The organism is Bacillus cereus (assembly GCF_002564555.1).
GTDB classification, from domain to species: domain Bacteria; phylum Bacillota; class Bacilli; order Bacillales; family Bacillaceae_G; genus Bacillus_A; species Bacillus_A cereus_K.
This window is the reverse complement of sequence record NZ_NUVD01000015.1, coordinates 49,151-64,814: the sequence shown is the minus strand read 5'-3', so window position 1 is coordinate 64,814 and position 15,664 is coordinate 49,151. Positions and strand designations below refer to the sequence as shown.

Genomic DNA, 15,664 nt, shown 5'->3' with positions numbered 1-15,664 from the left:
GATGGAATGAGAGATATAAAAAAGTTTTTACAAAAATTACGTCCCGTACAACTCATTGTTTTGTTTTATTTATTAGCAGTAGTCGTATCGGTGATATTGCTTAGTTTACCGTTTGTTACGAAGGACGGTGTGAAATGGACGTTTATCGACGCCTTATTTACATCTGTTAGTGCGGTAAGTGTTACGGGATTGTCTGTTGTTACGATTCCAGATACATTTACTACGGCAGGAATTATTGTTCTAGCCCTAATTTTACAATTAGGCGGCTTAGGAATTATGGCGCTTGGTACATTCGTTTGGATCATAACGGGGAAAAAGATTGGTTTGCAGCGAAGAAGATTAATTATGGCAGACCATAATCAAGGGAATTTATCGGGTCTTGTAGAATTGATGCGTTCTATTTTAATTGTAATTATTTCGATAGAGCTCATTGGAGCAATACTGTTGGGGACAAGATTTCTACTTTACTTCCCGACTTGGCAAGAAGCTTATTTTCACGGTTTCTTTGCTGCTGTTAGTGCAACTACGAACGGAGGATTTGATTTAACTGGACAATCACTGATTCCGTACAAAAAGGATTATATTGTTCAAATGATTCATATGTTACTTATTATTTTAGGAGCTATCGGCTTCCCCGTGTTAATGGAAGTGAAGCAATTCCTTAGTAAGAGAAGACAGCAACTATTTCGTTTCTCCTTATTTACGAAATTAACGACAACGACATTTTTTGCACTCGTTGTCGTTGGAACAATTATGATTTTTCTATTAGAACGAAATCATTTTTTAGCAGGAAAGTCATGGCATGAAACGATATTTTATACATTATTCCAATCTGTGACGACGCGAAGCGGTGGACTCGCTACGATGGATATACGTGAATTGTCACAACCGACGCTTTTATTTATGAGTATATTGATGTTTATAGGAGCATCTCCAAGTTCGGTTGGGGGCGGGATCCGTACAACAACATTTGCTGTTAATATATTATCTTTATATACATTTGCTAGGGGCGGGAGAACAGTCCGAGTCTTCAAACGTCAGATACATGAAGAAGATGTACTGAAAGCATCTGTTGTTATGACGATGGGGATTTTATTATGTGCCTCAGCGCTATTTATTTTATCTATTACAGAAAATGTACCACTTATGAGCTTAATAGTAGAAGTTTGTTCTGCTTTTGGGACGACGGGACTATCAACAGGTATTACGCCAGATTTAACAACTGTTGGTAAACTTGTACTCATTGTACTTATGTTTATTGGACGTGTTGGTATTTTAACATTTATATTAGCTAGCGGTGGAAGAGAACAACCACCTCGCTATAAGTATCCAAAAGAAAGAATTATTATTGGATAGTATGGAACCATTCTACCTGAGTTAGGTAGAATGGTTTTTAGTCGTTTATTCCAAATTGAGGATGCATAAAAGTTTCATTTTTGTTATCAGCTTCGTTTTGGAGCAATTCTTGATTCTCTTCTGCAATCCATCCAATATCATTTGTAGGATGAATCCATGCTTCTCCAGCCATAATTGCTGGATCTACTTCATCACTCCAATTGTTAAGCGGACTGTTCTCGGAATCATATTTACTGTCTCCAATTACAACTTCATATTGATTCATAAAAGGTTGTTGCATCTGTTTTCCTGTACCTTTAAAAGAGGGGAAGTTCATTTGATGCGGGAGCGTTTCGTCTAAAATTGGCGATTGGATTTTTTCTTTCTTCTTCAAAATAATCGCTCCTTTTTTAATAATTTGTTCCTATGTAGTATTTCCATCTAGAGTCGCTTATGTACTTGTTAACACTTGCCAGTAATAATTATTTCAGGTTGCTTCAAACTAGAGTAGAAAGTGATTTCTTGAGAGCAGGTGAATGTATTGGTAAAAAGAAAAGTGAAGCAAAATGCGGCAATCAACAATAATAAAACTCCGAAAGAAAGCTTACCAGATGCAGAATTTGCATTAGAGTATGAAGGAGAAAATAGCGCAAAATATGCAAATCGTAATTCGAAAAAAGGTAAACAAAAATGAGGCGTTTTTTACAAACGCCTCATTTTTTTGTGGGATTATAAAGGTTTTTTTAATTATTTGTAAATTTCGTGTTTTCTATTAGCAGAAAAATGTGAAAAAACATAGAAGTAGCAACGTATTACACAAAAACAAACAACAAACAAAAGATTAATGTTGGTTTAATACTGCTTTTACACTAGTTGTTTATATTTGAGTTGTACATAAGATTTGTAAAAGGAGAGAGAGACAGTGAAAAAAACAATCTTTAAAGCTGTAGCAACTGGAATGGTATTTTCGTTATTAATGGGGTGTGGTGCAAAGAAAGAAGAAAGTGCTGGAGCAAAAGTGAAAGATGATAAATTATCTGGATCATTAACTGTTTATACAGCGATTGAAGAAGAGCTTGTACCAATTTATCTTGATTCTTTTAAAAAGAAATATCCCGATGTGAAGTTGAACATTGTACGTGATTCAACAGGAGTTATTACAGCGAAATTACTAGCTGAAGGAAAAAATACACAAGCAGATGTTGTATGGGGAACTGCTGCATCAAGTCTATTAGCTTTAGAGAAAAAAGATATGTTAAAAGAATACTCTCCAAAAGGAGCAGATCGTGTCCTTCCGCAATTTAAAGATGATAAAAAACCTGAAAAATGGGTAGGTAATACAGCATTTATGACGGGAATTGCAGTGAATAAAGAAGAGTTAAAGAAGAAAAATTTACCGATGCCAGAATCATATGAAGATTTAACGAAACCAGAGTATAAAGGAACGCTTGTTATGCCACATCCCGCTTCTTCTGGAACAGGATTTTTAACAGTTTCCGCATGGCTACAAATCATGGGTGAAGAAAAAGGCTGGGATTACATGAAGAAACTTCATGAGAATATGGCATCTTATACGCATTCAGGTTCAAAACCAGCAAAATTAGCAGGAGCAGGTGAATATCCAGTTGGTGTGTCAATGGTTTATAGTGCGTTAAAAGAGAAACAAAAAGGTGCACCGGTTGAAGTTGTACTGCCGAAAGAAGGATTAGGCTGGGAAGTAGAAGCGAACGCACTGATTAAGAAAGATAATGCGAAAAATGATAAATTAGCACAAGCATTTTTAGACTGGGCCATTACAGATGATGTAATGAAGTTATACTTCGAGAAAAATGGATTTGCGACAATTAAAAATGATTATAAACTTCCAGATGGATTCCCGAAAGATGTGACAGAAAAATTATACAAAAAGAATGATTTTAAATGGGCAGCAGAAAATCGTGACAAAATTTTAGAGCGTTGGGAAAAAGAGTTTGGTCAAAAGGCAGAACCGAAAAAGTAAGTGAGTGGGAGAGAGAAAAATGAGCGAATATTTATCAATTCAACACATTCAAAAAAAGTTTGATGCGTTTACAGCGTTAAAAGATATTTCTTTTACAGTGAAAAAAAATGAATTTGTTTGTTTATTAGGCCCAAGTGGTTGTGGGAAAACGACGTTGCTTCGTATTTTAGCTGGGCTAGAAGAACCAATGACAGGCAGTATAGCTGTGAATGGAAAAGATATTACAGCATTGCCGCCTGGAAAAAGGAACTTTGGAATGGTCTTTCAATCGTATGCACTATTTCCAAATTTAACAGCACTTGAAAACATCGAATACGGCTTAAAGACAAAAAAATATGGAAAAGCAGAAGTAAAAGAGAAAGCACTTTCCGCATTAGAACTTGTAGATTTGCTGAATGTAAAAGATAAATATCCTGCTCAAATGTCTGGTGGACAACAGCAGCGAGTGGCACTTGCACGTGCGCTCGCTCTGTCTCCAGATATTTTGTTACTCGATGAGCCGTTATCTGCTTTAGATGCAAAAGTGCGCGGAAAATTGCGTAGGGAAATGCGTGATTTGCAAGAAAAAATAGGAGTAACGACGATTATGGTAACGCATGATCAAGAAGAGGCATTAACGATGGCTGATAAAATTGTTGTAATGAATCATGCGGAAATAATGCAGATTGGAACACCAGAGGAGATTTATCAAAGACCCGCCAATCCGTTTGTGGCAGATTTTATTGGTTCTATTAATTTCTTTTCGAAAAATAACGAAGAACATGCAATTCGTCCTGAACATGTATCAATTGTACAAAAGGATGGTATGAAAACAGTTGTGGAAAGTATGGAATTTCGCGGATCTGTATATCGGACGGAAGTGCGAGTCGTAGAGGAGAAAGCCTACCTTTATAATGAGAAAATTGTAGTGGATATATTGGCCTCGGAAGTAGAAGCAGCAGCTATTAGAAAAGGGAAACCAATTCGAATTTCTTTCTCAGAAAATCATATGTTGTCATATGGAAAGAAGGTCATTGTATAGATGGAGATGTTAGAAAACTATAAGGTAGAAAGTACGAAAAAAAAGATTAAGAGAAGTATAGGGAAAGAGGAATGGATCCAAAGGCTCGTAATTATTGGTATGATTCTTTCTTTTCTTATCATACTTGTATTGCCTCTATTACAACTGTTTACACAAGCCTTTTACGATAAAGATGGAGCTTTCATTGGTGTTGCGAATTTCAGTAAATATTTCACAACACCAACTTTAGTTCAATCATTACAAAATACGATATGGATTTCGGGCGCTACAACAATTATTTCAGTTACACTCGCGTTCGCTTACGCCTATGCGATTGCCCGTACGAATGTTTTTGGGAAACGTGTCTTTCAATACGTAGCGTTATTACCGTTATTCGCACCAACGATGATGCATGGTATAGCACTTACATATTTATTTGGTAATCAAGGATTAGTAACGAAAGGAATGTTTGGTTTATTTGAAGGTATACAACTGCCTTTATATGGACCAGTCGGAATTGTAATGGCTGAGGTTATGTATACATTTCCGCAAGCTTTTCTTATATTATTAATTGCTTTCCAAGGATCCGATTATCGTTTATATGAAGCTTCTAATATGTTAGGAGCAAGTAAAACAAAACAATTTTTTACTGTTACTTTACCTAGTGTAAAGTACGGATTAATTAGTGCAATGTTTGTTGTGTTTACACTTAGTTTCACTGATTTTGGGGCGCCAAAAATTGTTGGTGGACAATATAATGTGCTTGCTACCGACGTATATAAGCAAGTAATTGGACAGCAAAATATGCCGATGGGTGCAACTGTCGGAATGATTTTATTAATCCCAGCTATTTTTGCTTTTGCTGTTGATCGTATTACGCAAAGGAAACAGGCGAATCTCTTATCTTCAAAAGCAGTACCTTACAGAATCATAAATAATAAGAAAAGAGATGTTATTTCGTTTGTATATTGTAGCGTAATAACGCTTATGATCACTCTTTTATTCGTTGCAGTTGGTATTGCTGCAAGTGTAAAAGTATGGCCATATAATATGAGTTTTACATTTGAGCATTTTAATTTTTCGAGCTTAACAGGAGATGGACTTGAAGCATTTAAAAATAGCGTAATTGTCTCAGCAGTTTCAGCGGTGATTGGGGCGATTTTAACATTTGTGTTCGCATATGCAATTGAGAAAATAGACCAGCTACAATTTTTCCGAAAAACTGGTTACTTTTTCTCTATTGTACCTTTAGCGATACCAGGCTTAGTGCTTGGATTAGGATACGTCTTTTTCTTTAGTCAACCAACAATTCAAATTTTTGGACTTTCAGTAACGAATCCGTTTCATTCTTTATATGGAACAATCGCTGTGTTAGTACTAGTAAATATCATTCATTTCTATTCTGTAACATTCGTTACGGCAACGACAGCTTTAAAGAAACTTGATCGAGAGTTTGAACTTGTTTCGCAGTCGATGGGCATTCCGTTTTATAAAACATTCTTTCGAGTAACCGTACCAATGTGTTTACCAGCAATTTTAGAAATGGTTATGTACTATTTCGTAAATTCAATGGTAACTGTCTCAGCGGTTGTATTCTTATATTCAGCTGATTTTAAGCTAGCTGCTGTATCAATTGTAAATATGGATGATGCAGGAAACGTAGCACCAGCAGCTGCAATGAGTGTACTTATTGTTGTTACGAATATTGTAGTGAGAGTCTTATATGAATGGGGAACGAAAGCACTTCGTAACCGAACTTCACAATGGCAAAAAAGCTAAGTAAGAAGGGTGATGGATAGAATGAAAATTGAAGCAGTTATTTTTGATTGGGCAGGTACGACAGTTGATTACGGATGTTTTGCACCACTGGAAGTATTCATAAAAATTTTTCGTAAACGTGGTGTTAAAATTACAGATGAAGAAGCACGTAAACCGATGGGATTATTAAAAATCGATCATGTAAGGGCACTAACAGAAATGCCTCGTATTGCAAATGAGTGGGCGCGTGTTTTTGGACAATTACCGACAGAAGCAGACATTCATGAGATGTATGAAGAATTTGAAGAAATACTCTTTACTATTTTGCCAAGTTATGCTGATCCAATTGATGGGGTGAAAGAAGTGATTGCTTCATTACGTAAAAGAGGCATTAAAATTGGCTCGACAACGGGCTATACGAGAGAAATGATGGATATTGTTGCAAAAGAAGCAGCACTACAAGGGTATAAACCTGATTTTTTTGTGACGCCAGATGATGTTCCAGCAGGCCGTCCATATCCATGGATGTGTTATAAAAATGCGATGGAACTTGGTGTGTATCCGATGAATCGTATGATAAAAGTCGGGGACACAGTGTCAGATATGAAAGAGGGTAGAAATGCTGGGATGTGGACTGTTGGCGTAATTCTTGGTAGTAGTGAGCTTGGTTTAAGCGAGTGGGCAGCTGAAACTATGGATCCGGTAGAACTTCGTGAAAAAATGGAAGTAGTTCGAAAACGTTTCGTTGAAAACGGGGCTCATTTTACGATTGAAACGATGCAGGGACTCGAAAACGTAATTAAACAGATCGAGAAACAAGAATTTATTATTTCATAAAAGGGGCATAGGATCATGAATGAAAATCACTACTTATTATTAACACCAGGACCATTAACGACAACAAAAACGGTAAAAGAAGTTATGCTATACGATTGGTGTACATGGGATGTTGAATATAACACAATGGTGCAAGAGGTAAGAACTAAACTTGTATCGTTAGCAACGAAGGAAGAAGAGAAATATACAACGGTTTTAATGCAAGGAAGCGGTACGTTTTCAGTTGAAGCAGTGATGGGTTCTGTTATTCCTACAGACGGAAAGCTTCTCGTTTGTACAAATGGTGCTTACGGTAAGCGAATTGTGCGAATGGCAGAGATGTTACATATAGATGTGGTGGTCAGTGAAACAGCAGAGTGGGAACCTACTAATATTGTAGAAGTAGAAAGGTTATTGCAAGAAGATAAAGAGATTACTCATATTGCAGTTGTTCATTGTGAAACAACAACAGGTATTATAAATCCAATTGTAGATGTGTGTAAATTAGGAAAGCAGTACGAAAAGGTTACAATTGTTGATGCAATGAGTAGTTTCGGCGGGGTTGAAATAGATAGTGCTGATTTACAAATTGATTTTTTAATTAGTAGTGCGAATAAGTGTATTCAAGGTGTTCCAGGATTCGGATTTGTAATCGCAAAGCGTGATGAATTACTGAAGTGTAAAGGGCAAGCCCGTTCTTTATCTCTTGATTTATATGATCAATGGGAAACGATGGAGAAGCAAAATGGGAAATGGCGTTTTACTTCACCTACACATGTTGTACACGCTTTTTATCAAGCGCTACTTGAACTAGAAAAAGAAGGCGGAGTAAGGGCTCGTTATAATCGATATTATAGCAATCAAAAGTTATTAGTGAATAGAATGGAAGAAATCGGATTTCAGTCACTAGTAGATGAAGAATATCAATCTCCAATTATTACATCTTTCATTTATCCAGAAGAGAACTTTGAGTTTCAACAGTTATATAACGAGTTAAAACGTTATGGATTTGTTATTTACCCAGGGAAAATTTCGAAAGTAGATACGTTCCGCATTGGAAATATCGGTGATGTACATGAGGAAGATATAAATCGTTTAGTTGATAGTATCGCTAAAGGGGTTGTTATAGCGTGAAAGTATTTTGCTTAGGTGGAGCAGGTAAAATTTGTCGGGAAGCAATTTTGGATTTAGTTCAATTTTCATCTTTTGAGACGATTACAGTAGCCGATTTTAACGAAGAAGAGGGGCTTAAAGTAGTAGAATGGCTCAACGATCCTCGTGTTGATTTTGTAAAAGTAGATGTTACGAATCACGAGGATACAGTTGCAAAAATGAAAGGTTATGACATTGTAATGGACGGTACGACGATAAAGCTAAATGGATTGTCTACTCGATGTATTGCGGAAGCAGGTTGTCACGGTGTGAATTTGAATGGATTTGGGGAAGAAAATGATTCGCATTCTATATTTGTTCAAAATGGAAAAACATGTTTGCCGGGGTTTGGCATGACGCCAGGTGTAACGCAAATGATGGCAATGCATGCAGCAAATCAGCTAGATTGTGTAGAGTCTGTTCGGGTAAGTCACGGTTCGTATCGTCCAATTGCTTTTTCTGCATCAATTACAGAAACAACGACATATGAATATGATCCACATTTACCATCTCGTACAGTGTATGAAGATGGTGAGTTTAAGCAAGTACCTCCGTTTGCGCGACCAAGAGAGATTGAATTACCAGCGCCTTACGGTAAAACGACGCAGTATATTATCCCGCATTCGGAAACGATTACGTTAGCAAAGGCGCTAGAAGATAAAGGTGTCAAACTGATAGAGACGAGAGGAACTTGGCCACAGCAAAATATGCAGCTCGTACGTGCTTTATATGATTATGGCATACTACGTAATGATCATATTGAAATAAATGGTGAAGTAATTGGCATTATGGATTGTATTTCGAAGTATCTACTAAAATCGAAAGAAGGGCAAGAGACAGAAGTTTATGGTTATGCACTTCATGTAGAAGTAATAGGCATGAAAAATAATGAGAAGCAAAGACATGTATTATATCATACACACCCGTTATCTGATGGATCTATCGAAGGGTGGGAAAAATTAAGAGCTTATACGAGAAACGTCGGTATTCCATTTGGAATCGCTACAGAGTTAATTGCAAATGGAAATGTAAATAAAGTTGGTGTTGTTACACCTGAGGAAGCTTTCGAAAATCCACAGATTATTTTTGATGAACTAGAAAAGCGCGGTATTCATATTCATGAAGAGATTTTCACTGATCAAGAAAATTATAATTTTGTATAAGCAAGGAAGTTTATGAGATAGATATAAATGGGGTGAAGCTATGTCTGTAGTAGGAGAAGAAAGAAAGCGAACCATTCTTGAAAAGGTAGAGTTTAAAGGGAAAGTAAAAGTTTCAGAATTAGCGAGAGAATTCGCTGTATCAACAGAAACAATTCGTCGATATTTAGAAGAATTAGATCGTGAAAAAAAGCTGAAAAAAGTATATGGTGGAGCTGTTCAACTTCCAGGCGTTGGGATAGAGGCACCTATGTTAGAAAGAGAGATGCTACATATAGAAGAGAAGAAAAGAATTGGTTATAAAGCAGCGACATTTGTAGAAGATGGTGATGTCATTGCAATTGATGATGGAAGTACACCACTTCAAATGGTTCCATATCTTGTTCATCGTAAAAATTTAACGATTGTTACGAGTTCTTTTCCAGTCGCGACACAATTAATTTCTTCTATTAATAAAAAGATGTTTCATGGTGAAGTTTTATTTATTGGTGGGAAAGTATCTCCAAAGCATTCGCGTGTATCAGGATCTATTTCTCAGCAAGTAATTCATCAATTTCATTTTCATAAAGCGTTTGTTTCGATTGATGGGTTATTACCTAGTTTTGGAGTCTCCAGTTTTGAATTAGAAAAAGCAAAACTGTCAGAAGCGATGATGAAATTAGCGGAGAAAACATATATTTTATGTGATCATACAAAGGTAGGAGTAAAAGGAAATTATAGAATCGCAGCATTTTCGCGTATTCAACATGTAATTTGTGATAAAAAAATGCCATATAGTTTTGAAGAGGAAGTTAAGAAACATAATGTTCAGTGGACAGTTTGTTAAATCCGGTGAAAGTATCTAAACTCCCACCTAATTTTAGGTGGGAGTTTTACTGTCTGCAAGTAGTAAAATAAAAGATTTGCATTTATGCAAAAAGTGGACACATTTTCTTATCTTCTTCATATAATTTACCAATACAAAAAAAGTTGGTCGAAGGAAAGAAGGGGGACTATGTCTGAACGGATATATAATAAACTTGTATTGTATGCAAATATTTTGCAGAAAATTGGTGTTATTAATGAGAAAGAAAAAAGTGAAATCCTTCATACGATAGGTAAAAAAGCCCTTTGAACAAAGGTTTTTTATATAATGCAATAGTTAAATGATAAATGAGCAAAATGCGTTATTCTTTCATTAGGAAAATAACGCATTTTTATTGTGAGATTAAGTAGAAAATAGGATGGGCATAGGAATAGCCTATTTTTACAAGGAGCGGTGAAACCATATTGACAAAAAAGCATTCTCATGTGATAATTCAATTAAATTTTTAGAATAATCAAAAAATATTCCTTTTACATAGAAAGGATTTGAACAGTATATGAATATTACGGCGGGGGGGACGAAATGTTATTTTTTCTGAAGAAATGGAATGAATTAAAAGATGTGAAATCTGAATTGGCACTTCGTGATTGGTTTTATGGTACAAAAATTAGTTTATCGTTATGTACATCAAAAGAGCCATTAACATTTTTAGTGAATGTCGAGGGAAGAGATAAAGGGTTATTTTCAGAAGAAGATTTTATTGTCGTAAATTGCATGTGTGAGCCAGTATTTGAAAACGAAGAAAAACCAGCTGCAGAGTCATTCATGCATGCGGATATTTACAAAAAAAGCAGTGCAGAATGTATTTTACAAGTGCAGACTGTAGATAGTCATTTAATATCAGAGCTATATGGAGAAGAAGGAGAAGTAACGTTTGATAAACGTAGCGTGGAACGTGTTTTTGGAAAAGAAGGTATAACAGAAATGACAATTCCAATCGTAGAAGATGAAAAAAAATTCGCTGATTTATTAGAAAATAATGTTCCGAATTTTATTGAAGGTGGAGGAGTAGTACTTGTTCATAATTACGGCATGATCGTGTGGGGGAAAACTCCAGAAGAAGCGAAAAAATGGTTAGAAGGTATAGAGTATTTAATGAATTATCACGTAAAGCTTTTAATGATAAAAGGGACAAAAAGTTCGGTTATATAAAATATAGTCACAGTGGTTACTGTTCCACGAATAAATGAAAGCGTTTTAAAAAATTTCACTCATAAAATATAGATCTCCTTATTATATATAGATTACATGATGACATGTAAGGAGGAACATATTTTGCGAGTTAAATATCATTTTCTGCCAAAGCAGCAGGTGACTTATTGTAAGGTGAATGCTACTGGTGAAACGGCATTGCAAATTATGAATGAAACGGGGTTTCGAGCAATCCCTGTATTAGCAGAAGATGAGAAGAAATTCATGGGGATTATTTATAAAGTAGATTTATTAGAAAAGAAGTGTATTAGCGAATTAGAGCATGTAAGTGCGGGAGATATGCTGGAAAACTCCTCTGCATTTATATTTGAAAAAGACTCTTTTTTCAGAGCTTTTTATGTTATCCGTCGCCTTCCGTTTTTAGCTGTCCTAAATGATTATAATGAATTTGTCGGTATTTTAACACATTCTAATATATTTGATGTTATTGAAGATTCATTCGGTATGCGAACAGGTGGATATATATTAACAATTGCAACACAAGATTGTAAGGGGACGATTAAAGAAATTGGAACATTGCTAAAGGCCTATAATATAGGTGGACTATTTACATTAGATAACGGTGATCAATATATTCGCCGTGTTATTGTAAATATAACAGATGAGTTAAATGAAAAAAGATTAAAGCTATTAATCGAAAAAATAGAGAAAAAAGGTTTTAGGGTGAGTCATGTAGATTATATTTAAATTAAAAAGAAGGTACCTATCTGCTATATGTAGATTGGTACCTTTTTTTAATGTGAGTAATGAATCTTATTTTGAAACAGGAGGTGGAGATAATGCTAAATCAGATAAAAAAATAAAGTCTGCATGCTCGCGAATCTTAGGAATAGAAGTTTCGATTACACGTGATGTAATTTCTCCTGGTGGGCCAACGTGTCCGATAGCTACCATAATGGGTTTTTCTTGGATTTTTTTAATGAGTAATTGGGCTTGTTTTGAAATATGCCCTGCCGTATAAACATCATCAAAAAATAGTTGGTTTTCAATAATAGGCACCCCTAATTCTTTCCCTATTTTCGGGACGACACTATTAGGGTTAGTTTTGCTATCTAAATAAAACAAATTGTGTTTTTTACAAGCTGCAAGTACAAGTCGTACAATTCTTTCGTCAGCTGTTACCTTGGAACCCATATGATTGTTCATTCCAATTGCATGCGGTACTTCTTGGATCGCTTGCTCGAGTCGATTGTTTATTTCTTCATCGCTTAAATCAGTTGTAATTGCTTTTGGTCCAAGCCATTCTTTTTTACCTTTAATGGGCTCCATAGGCATATGTATAATAACTTCATGTCCTTTTTCATGGGCAGCTATTGCATCTTCTTTTGTGGAAGGGAGAAAAGGCATGACTGCAATAGTTAGTGGGATGGGAAGGGATAACATTTTATCAGTCCCTTTCATATTATTGCCGAAATCATCAATGACAATAGCTACTTTATTCGTATGGGCATTTGCTTGAATGGGAAATAAGAAGAAGGGTACGAACACAGTAAAGATGAGTAATACAATCATATATTTACGCATATAAGTATTTCCTTTCTATATTTATCTATTACCATTATGTTTTGCGTTTTTATATAAATTAAACAAAAAATGTCGAAGAAAAGTATATGAAAAATAGAGAGTCCGCATTTTACTTGGTATTTATAAAAAAAGAAGATGAAAAAAATGTCTATTATTGCGAATGTATTTACAAAGATAGAATAATTTGTAATAATTCTCAAAGTGAGGGTAAAGATTTGTAAATTACAGGGAGAAAATGTTAAAATTTCTGATTCTTCAAATTTACATATGATTAAGTAGGTAAAAAGTTAATGGGAAAATGAAGTTGAAAGCATGGAAGTATAATAAGGGGGATATGGATGTTTACTGTAAAAAGGAAGTACACATTAGAAAAGCTTTCACGTGATATTCATATGAAGCGTGAAGAAATGATTCAATTGGGATTAACATGTGGGTTAAATAGTAGGGAGACAATTCAAGTTAGTCAAGAATTGGACAAGCTTATTTTACAGTACCAGTGTTACAAAGAAAAACAAACACCGAAATGGTTTTCAATTATAAAAATACCTATTTTCCAAATCGGGTACCAAGGAAAATCGAATAATTTTTGGCGGATGCTTGTGGCTGGTTTTATGAAATAAGTATAACTATCCTCTTGGAATAAGGATAATTATACTATGTGTAACGGAATTTCGATATGAACTGTCGTTCCTTCGTTTTCTGTACTGTCAATAAAAATATGCCCATTGTACATCTCTACAATTCGTTTACATATGACAAGTCCAAGACCTGTTCCAGTATCTTTATTAGTAAAGAACGGATGAAAGAGGTGTTTTTGAATATGTTTTGGAATTCCTTTTCCAGTATCTGCAATTTGCAATTGTGCGTGTGTTTCATTGTTCGTTACGACAATAGTTAGTGTATCACTAGAAGTCATAGCTTCAATTGCATTTTTTGTAATGTTTAAAACCACTTGTTTCATATGGTCTTTTGAGCAACGGATATGAACAGGATGATCTGGCAAATGTAAATGGAATACAATGTTATGTAGATTCGCCTCAGATTGAATAATCAATGCTACCTCATTAAGAATTGTTCTTACATCATATGTTCGTTCAATGATGGCAGTCGGCTTTCCTAGAATAAGAAATTCGCTTACAATTTCATTAATCCGTTCTATTTCTTGTTCGATTATGGAAAAGTAGAACTGATCCTGTTCATCTTCATATTTCTCTTTTAATAGAGCGACGAGTCCTTTAATTCCAGTAAGAGGATTACGGATTTCGTGTGCTGTACTCGCTGCAAAAGTTCCAACCAATTCAATTTTTTGTAGTTCGTTTTGTTGTCTTTCCAGTTTTGTTTGACGTTTTAATAACATATATTGAGTAAGCAAAAATAAAATAGACATTAAAAATAAAGTAGCTATACACTCTATTGAAACTATTTGATATAAAGTTTGCTTATGAATAGGCAACGGAGAAACAGAGACCTTCCAATTTAGCCTTTGGAGTGGGGTGGTGATCATATTAGAATGCTTATCACTTGTTTCATTGTTATCATCGGTTAGAAAAATTACATCATGCTTATCAGTTACTTCGAAATGGTATTGTGGTTTAATAGCATTTAAAGAAGATGAAATATAGTCAAAGCGTAAACTTGCTAATAATAAGCCTGAGAGCTCTTTCTGTTTATTGAATATTGGAGAAGCGATCATAATAGCTTGATGTCCAAGGACGCGATCTGTAATGACTGATGATACAGTTGTTTTCTTAGTTTGTAGTGCATCTTGAATATATTTGCGGTCTGAAACGTCAATAGGGCTCGATTCGCCTTCGGAAGCGATTGTAATGACACCCTCTGGAGAAGCGTAATATAAACCAGAAAAGCGTGCATCGTTTCCATCTGTATCATGTACAATTTGTTTAATTCCATTTATGTTACCAGTTTCGGTGCCTACGACTTTTGCAAGCATTTCTAAAGCGGAAATCGCTTCACCAAGGTGATGATCTAAATAGTCTCTATATAAAAAGAGAACTGTATGAGCGGATTGTTTGTTTTCCTGTTTCATTTTATATGTATGGTACGAATAAAATGTAGCACCAATCCCTATTGTCGGTAGGATAACAAGCAATATATATAAAATTATGCTTTGGAATTTGACTTTCAAATGTGGTACTCCTTCTTTTTTATTATCATTATATATAAACTATGTTAAAATTGTCATGTTTTTATTCAATAATCATTTGTAATATGTTAGGGGAAAGGAAATGAGTGAGTGAATACTCATTCGGAAATTACATAAAGTAATAAGTTGTTGTTCTTTTTATTGCTGAGAATTTAAGTGAAGGGTTGAAAGTTGTATGACATCAAATAATGAAAGAGAAGATATTTCTCAATCTTTAAAAGTATTTATTGCATTGTCTCGTGTACACCGTTCTGTTATGGATACTACAAATAAATCCATACAAAGTAACGGATTAAATCCAACCGAATTTGCTGTATTAGAACTACTGTATCATAAAGGTGGTCAACCACTTCAGCAAATTGGTGAGCGTATTTTAATAGCTAGTGGCAGCATTACATATGTTGTAGATAAGCTAGAAAAAAAAGGGCTAGTAAAAAGAATCCCGTGCCCGAATGATAGACGTGTTATTTATGCGCAATTAACGGAGTCTGGAGAGAGCTTTATTGCTTCTATTTTTCCAGGGCATGAGCAAGTTATACATCAGTCTTTTGAAATGTTAACGAAGGATGAAAAGGATGAATTACTTGATCTGTTGAAAAAAATTGGAAAGTATGAAAAATAATAATATGTTCCAAAGGAGCTTTGGATAAATAAATCCAAAGCTTTTTTGTTTACATGT

General features: G+C 35.0%; 16 protein-coding genes. 13 read left to right on the top strand and 3 right to left on the bottom strand.

The window, feature by feature from the left end; genetic code table 11:
- Nucleotides 1-6: 6 nt before the first annotated feature.
- Nucleotides 7-1,356, top strand: coding sequence for a TrkH family potassium uptake protein (locus COI75_RS07310; protein ID WP_001204700.1), 1,350 nt, complete (start codon nucleotides 7-9; stop codon nucleotides 1,354-1,356).
- A 37-nt stretch (nucleotides 1,357-1,393) separates the two neighbouring features.
- Here COI75_RS07310 and COI75_RS07305 read toward each other — a convergent pair whose 3' ends face one another.
- On the bottom strand, nucleotides 1,394-1,729 hold the full coding sequence (locus COI75_RS07305) for a DUF3905 domain-containing protein (protein ID WP_002095827.1): 336 nt from the start codon (nucleotides 1,727-1,729) through the stop codon (nucleotides 1,394-1,396).
- A gap of 147 nt (nucleotides 1,730-1,876) precedes the next feature.
- On the opposite strand from COI75_RS07305, the gene COI75_RS26825 reads away from it, so the two are divergent.
- From COI75_RS26825 to cbpA, 10 genes are all read left to right on the top strand, one after another.
- The gene (locus COI75_RS26825; RefSeq protein WP_000240799.1) at nucleotides 1,877-2,029 is read left to right on the top strand and encodes a hypothetical protein; all 153 of its coding nucleotides are present in this window, start codon (nucleotides 1,877-1,879) and stop codon (nucleotides 2,027-2,029) included.
- A 228-nt stretch (nucleotides 2,030-2,257) separates the two neighbouring features.
- Nucleotides 2,258-3,334: a putative 2-aminoethylphosphonate ABC transporter substrate-binding protein gene (locus tag COI75_RS07290; RefSeq protein ID WP_000750905.1), complete on the top strand. Its 1,077-nt coding sequence runs from the start codon at nucleotides 2,258-2,260 to the stop codon at nucleotides 3,332-3,334.
- Nucleotides 3,335-3,353: 19 nt separating this feature from the next.
- The gene (locus COI75_RS07285; RefSeq protein WP_000006165.1) at nucleotides 3,354-4,355 is read left to right on the top strand and encodes an ATP-binding cassette domain-containing protein; all 1,002 of its coding nucleotides are present in this window, start codon (nucleotides 3,354-3,356) and stop codon (nucleotides 4,353-4,355) included.
- The gene (locus tag COI75_RS07280; RefSeq protein ID WP_000425529.1) at nucleotides 4,356-6,113 is read left to right on the top strand and encodes a putative 2-aminoethylphosphonate ABC transporter permease subunit; all 1,758 of its coding nucleotides are present in this window, start codon (nucleotides 4,356-4,358) and stop codon (nucleotides 6,111-6,113) included. It begins immediately after the preceding gene.
- Between the two features lie 21 nt (nucleotides 6,114-6,134).
- Nucleotides 6,135-6,929: a phosphonoacetaldehyde hydrolase gene (gene phnX, locus COI75_RS07275; RefSeq protein WP_000687358.1), complete on the top strand. Its 795-nt coding sequence runs from the start codon at nucleotides 6,135-6,137 to the stop codon at nucleotides 6,927-6,929.
- 15 nt (nucleotides 6,930-6,944) lie between these two features.
- Nucleotides 6,945-8,042 carry a 2-aminoethylphosphonate--pyruvate transaminase gene (gene phnW / locus COI75_RS07270; RefSeq protein WP_001004788.1) on the top strand — a complete coding sequence of 366 codons (1,098 nt, stop codon included), beginning with the start codon at nucleotides 6,945-6,947 and terminating at the stop codon, nucleotides 8,040-8,042.
- Nucleotides 8,039-9,223 carry a saccharopine dehydrogenase family protein gene (locus COI75_RS07265; RefSeq protein ID WP_000862146.1) on the top strand — a complete coding sequence of 395 codons (1,185 nt, stop codon included), beginning with the start codon at nucleotides 8,039-8,041 and terminating at the stop codon, nucleotides 9,221-9,223. The genes phnW and COI75_RS07265 overlap by 4 nt, the downstream gene beginning before the upstream one ends.
- A gap of 40 nt (nucleotides 9,224-9,263) precedes the next feature.
- Nucleotides 9,264-10,046, top strand: a complete 783-nt coding sequence (locus COI75_RS07260) for a DeoR/GlpR family DNA-binding transcription regulator (RefSeq protein WP_000117671.1) — start codon at nucleotides 9,264-9,266, stop codon at nucleotides 10,044-10,046.
- A gap of 561 nt (nucleotides 10,047-10,607) precedes the next feature.
- Nucleotides 10,608-11,237, top strand: coding sequence for a class II aldolase/adducin family protein (locus tag COI75_RS07250; RefSeq protein ID WP_000895990.1), 630 nt, complete (start codon nucleotides 10,608-10,610; stop codon nucleotides 11,235-11,237).
- A gap of 123 nt (nucleotides 11,238-11,360) precedes the next feature.
- On the top strand, nucleotides 11,361-11,984 hold the full coding sequence (gene cbpA, locus COI75_RS07245) for a cyclic di-AMP binding protein CbpA (RefSeq protein ID WP_001264229.1): 624 nt from the start codon (nucleotides 11,361-11,363) through the stop codon (nucleotides 11,982-11,984).
- Between the two features lie 66 nt (nucleotides 11,985-12,050).
- Here the strand turns inward: cbpA and COI75_RS07240 are convergent, their stop codons facing one another.
- The gene (locus tag COI75_RS07240) at nucleotides 12,051-12,821 is read right to left on the bottom strand and encodes a divergent polysaccharide deacetylase family protein (RefSeq protein ID WP_001233906.1); all 771 of its coding nucleotides are present in this window, start codon (nucleotides 12,819-12,821) and stop codon (nucleotides 12,051-12,053) included.
- 338 nt (nucleotides 12,822-13,159) lie between these two features.
- Here COI75_RS07240 and COI75_RS07235 point away from each other — a divergent pair, with 338 nt between their 5' ends.
- Nucleotides 13,160-13,441, top strand: a complete 282-nt coding sequence (locus COI75_RS07235; protein ID WP_000495526.1) for an aspartyl-phosphate phosphatase Spo0E family protein — start codon at nucleotides 13,160-13,162, stop codon at nucleotides 13,439-13,441.
- Nucleotides 13,442-13,470: 29 nt separating this feature from the next.
- On the opposite strand, the gene COI75_RS07230 is transcribed toward COI75_RS07235, so the two are convergent.
- Entirely contained in the window at nucleotides 13,471-14,967 is a 1,497-nt protein-coding gene (locus COI75_RS07230; RefSeq protein ID WP_000865064.1) for a DUF3149 domain-containing protein, read from the bottom strand.
- 193 nt (nucleotides 14,968-15,160) lie between these two features.
- Here COI75_RS07230 and COI75_RS07225 point away from each other — a divergent pair, with 193 nt between their 5' ends.
- Nucleotides 15,161-15,607 (top strand): MarR family winged helix-turn-helix transcriptional regulator, encoded by a 447-nt coding sequence (locus COI75_RS07225; RefSeq protein ID WP_000203343.1) that lies wholly within the window; start codon nucleotides 15,161-15,163, stop codon nucleotides 15,605-15,607.
- Nucleotides 15,608-15,664 lie beyond the last annotated feature (57 nt).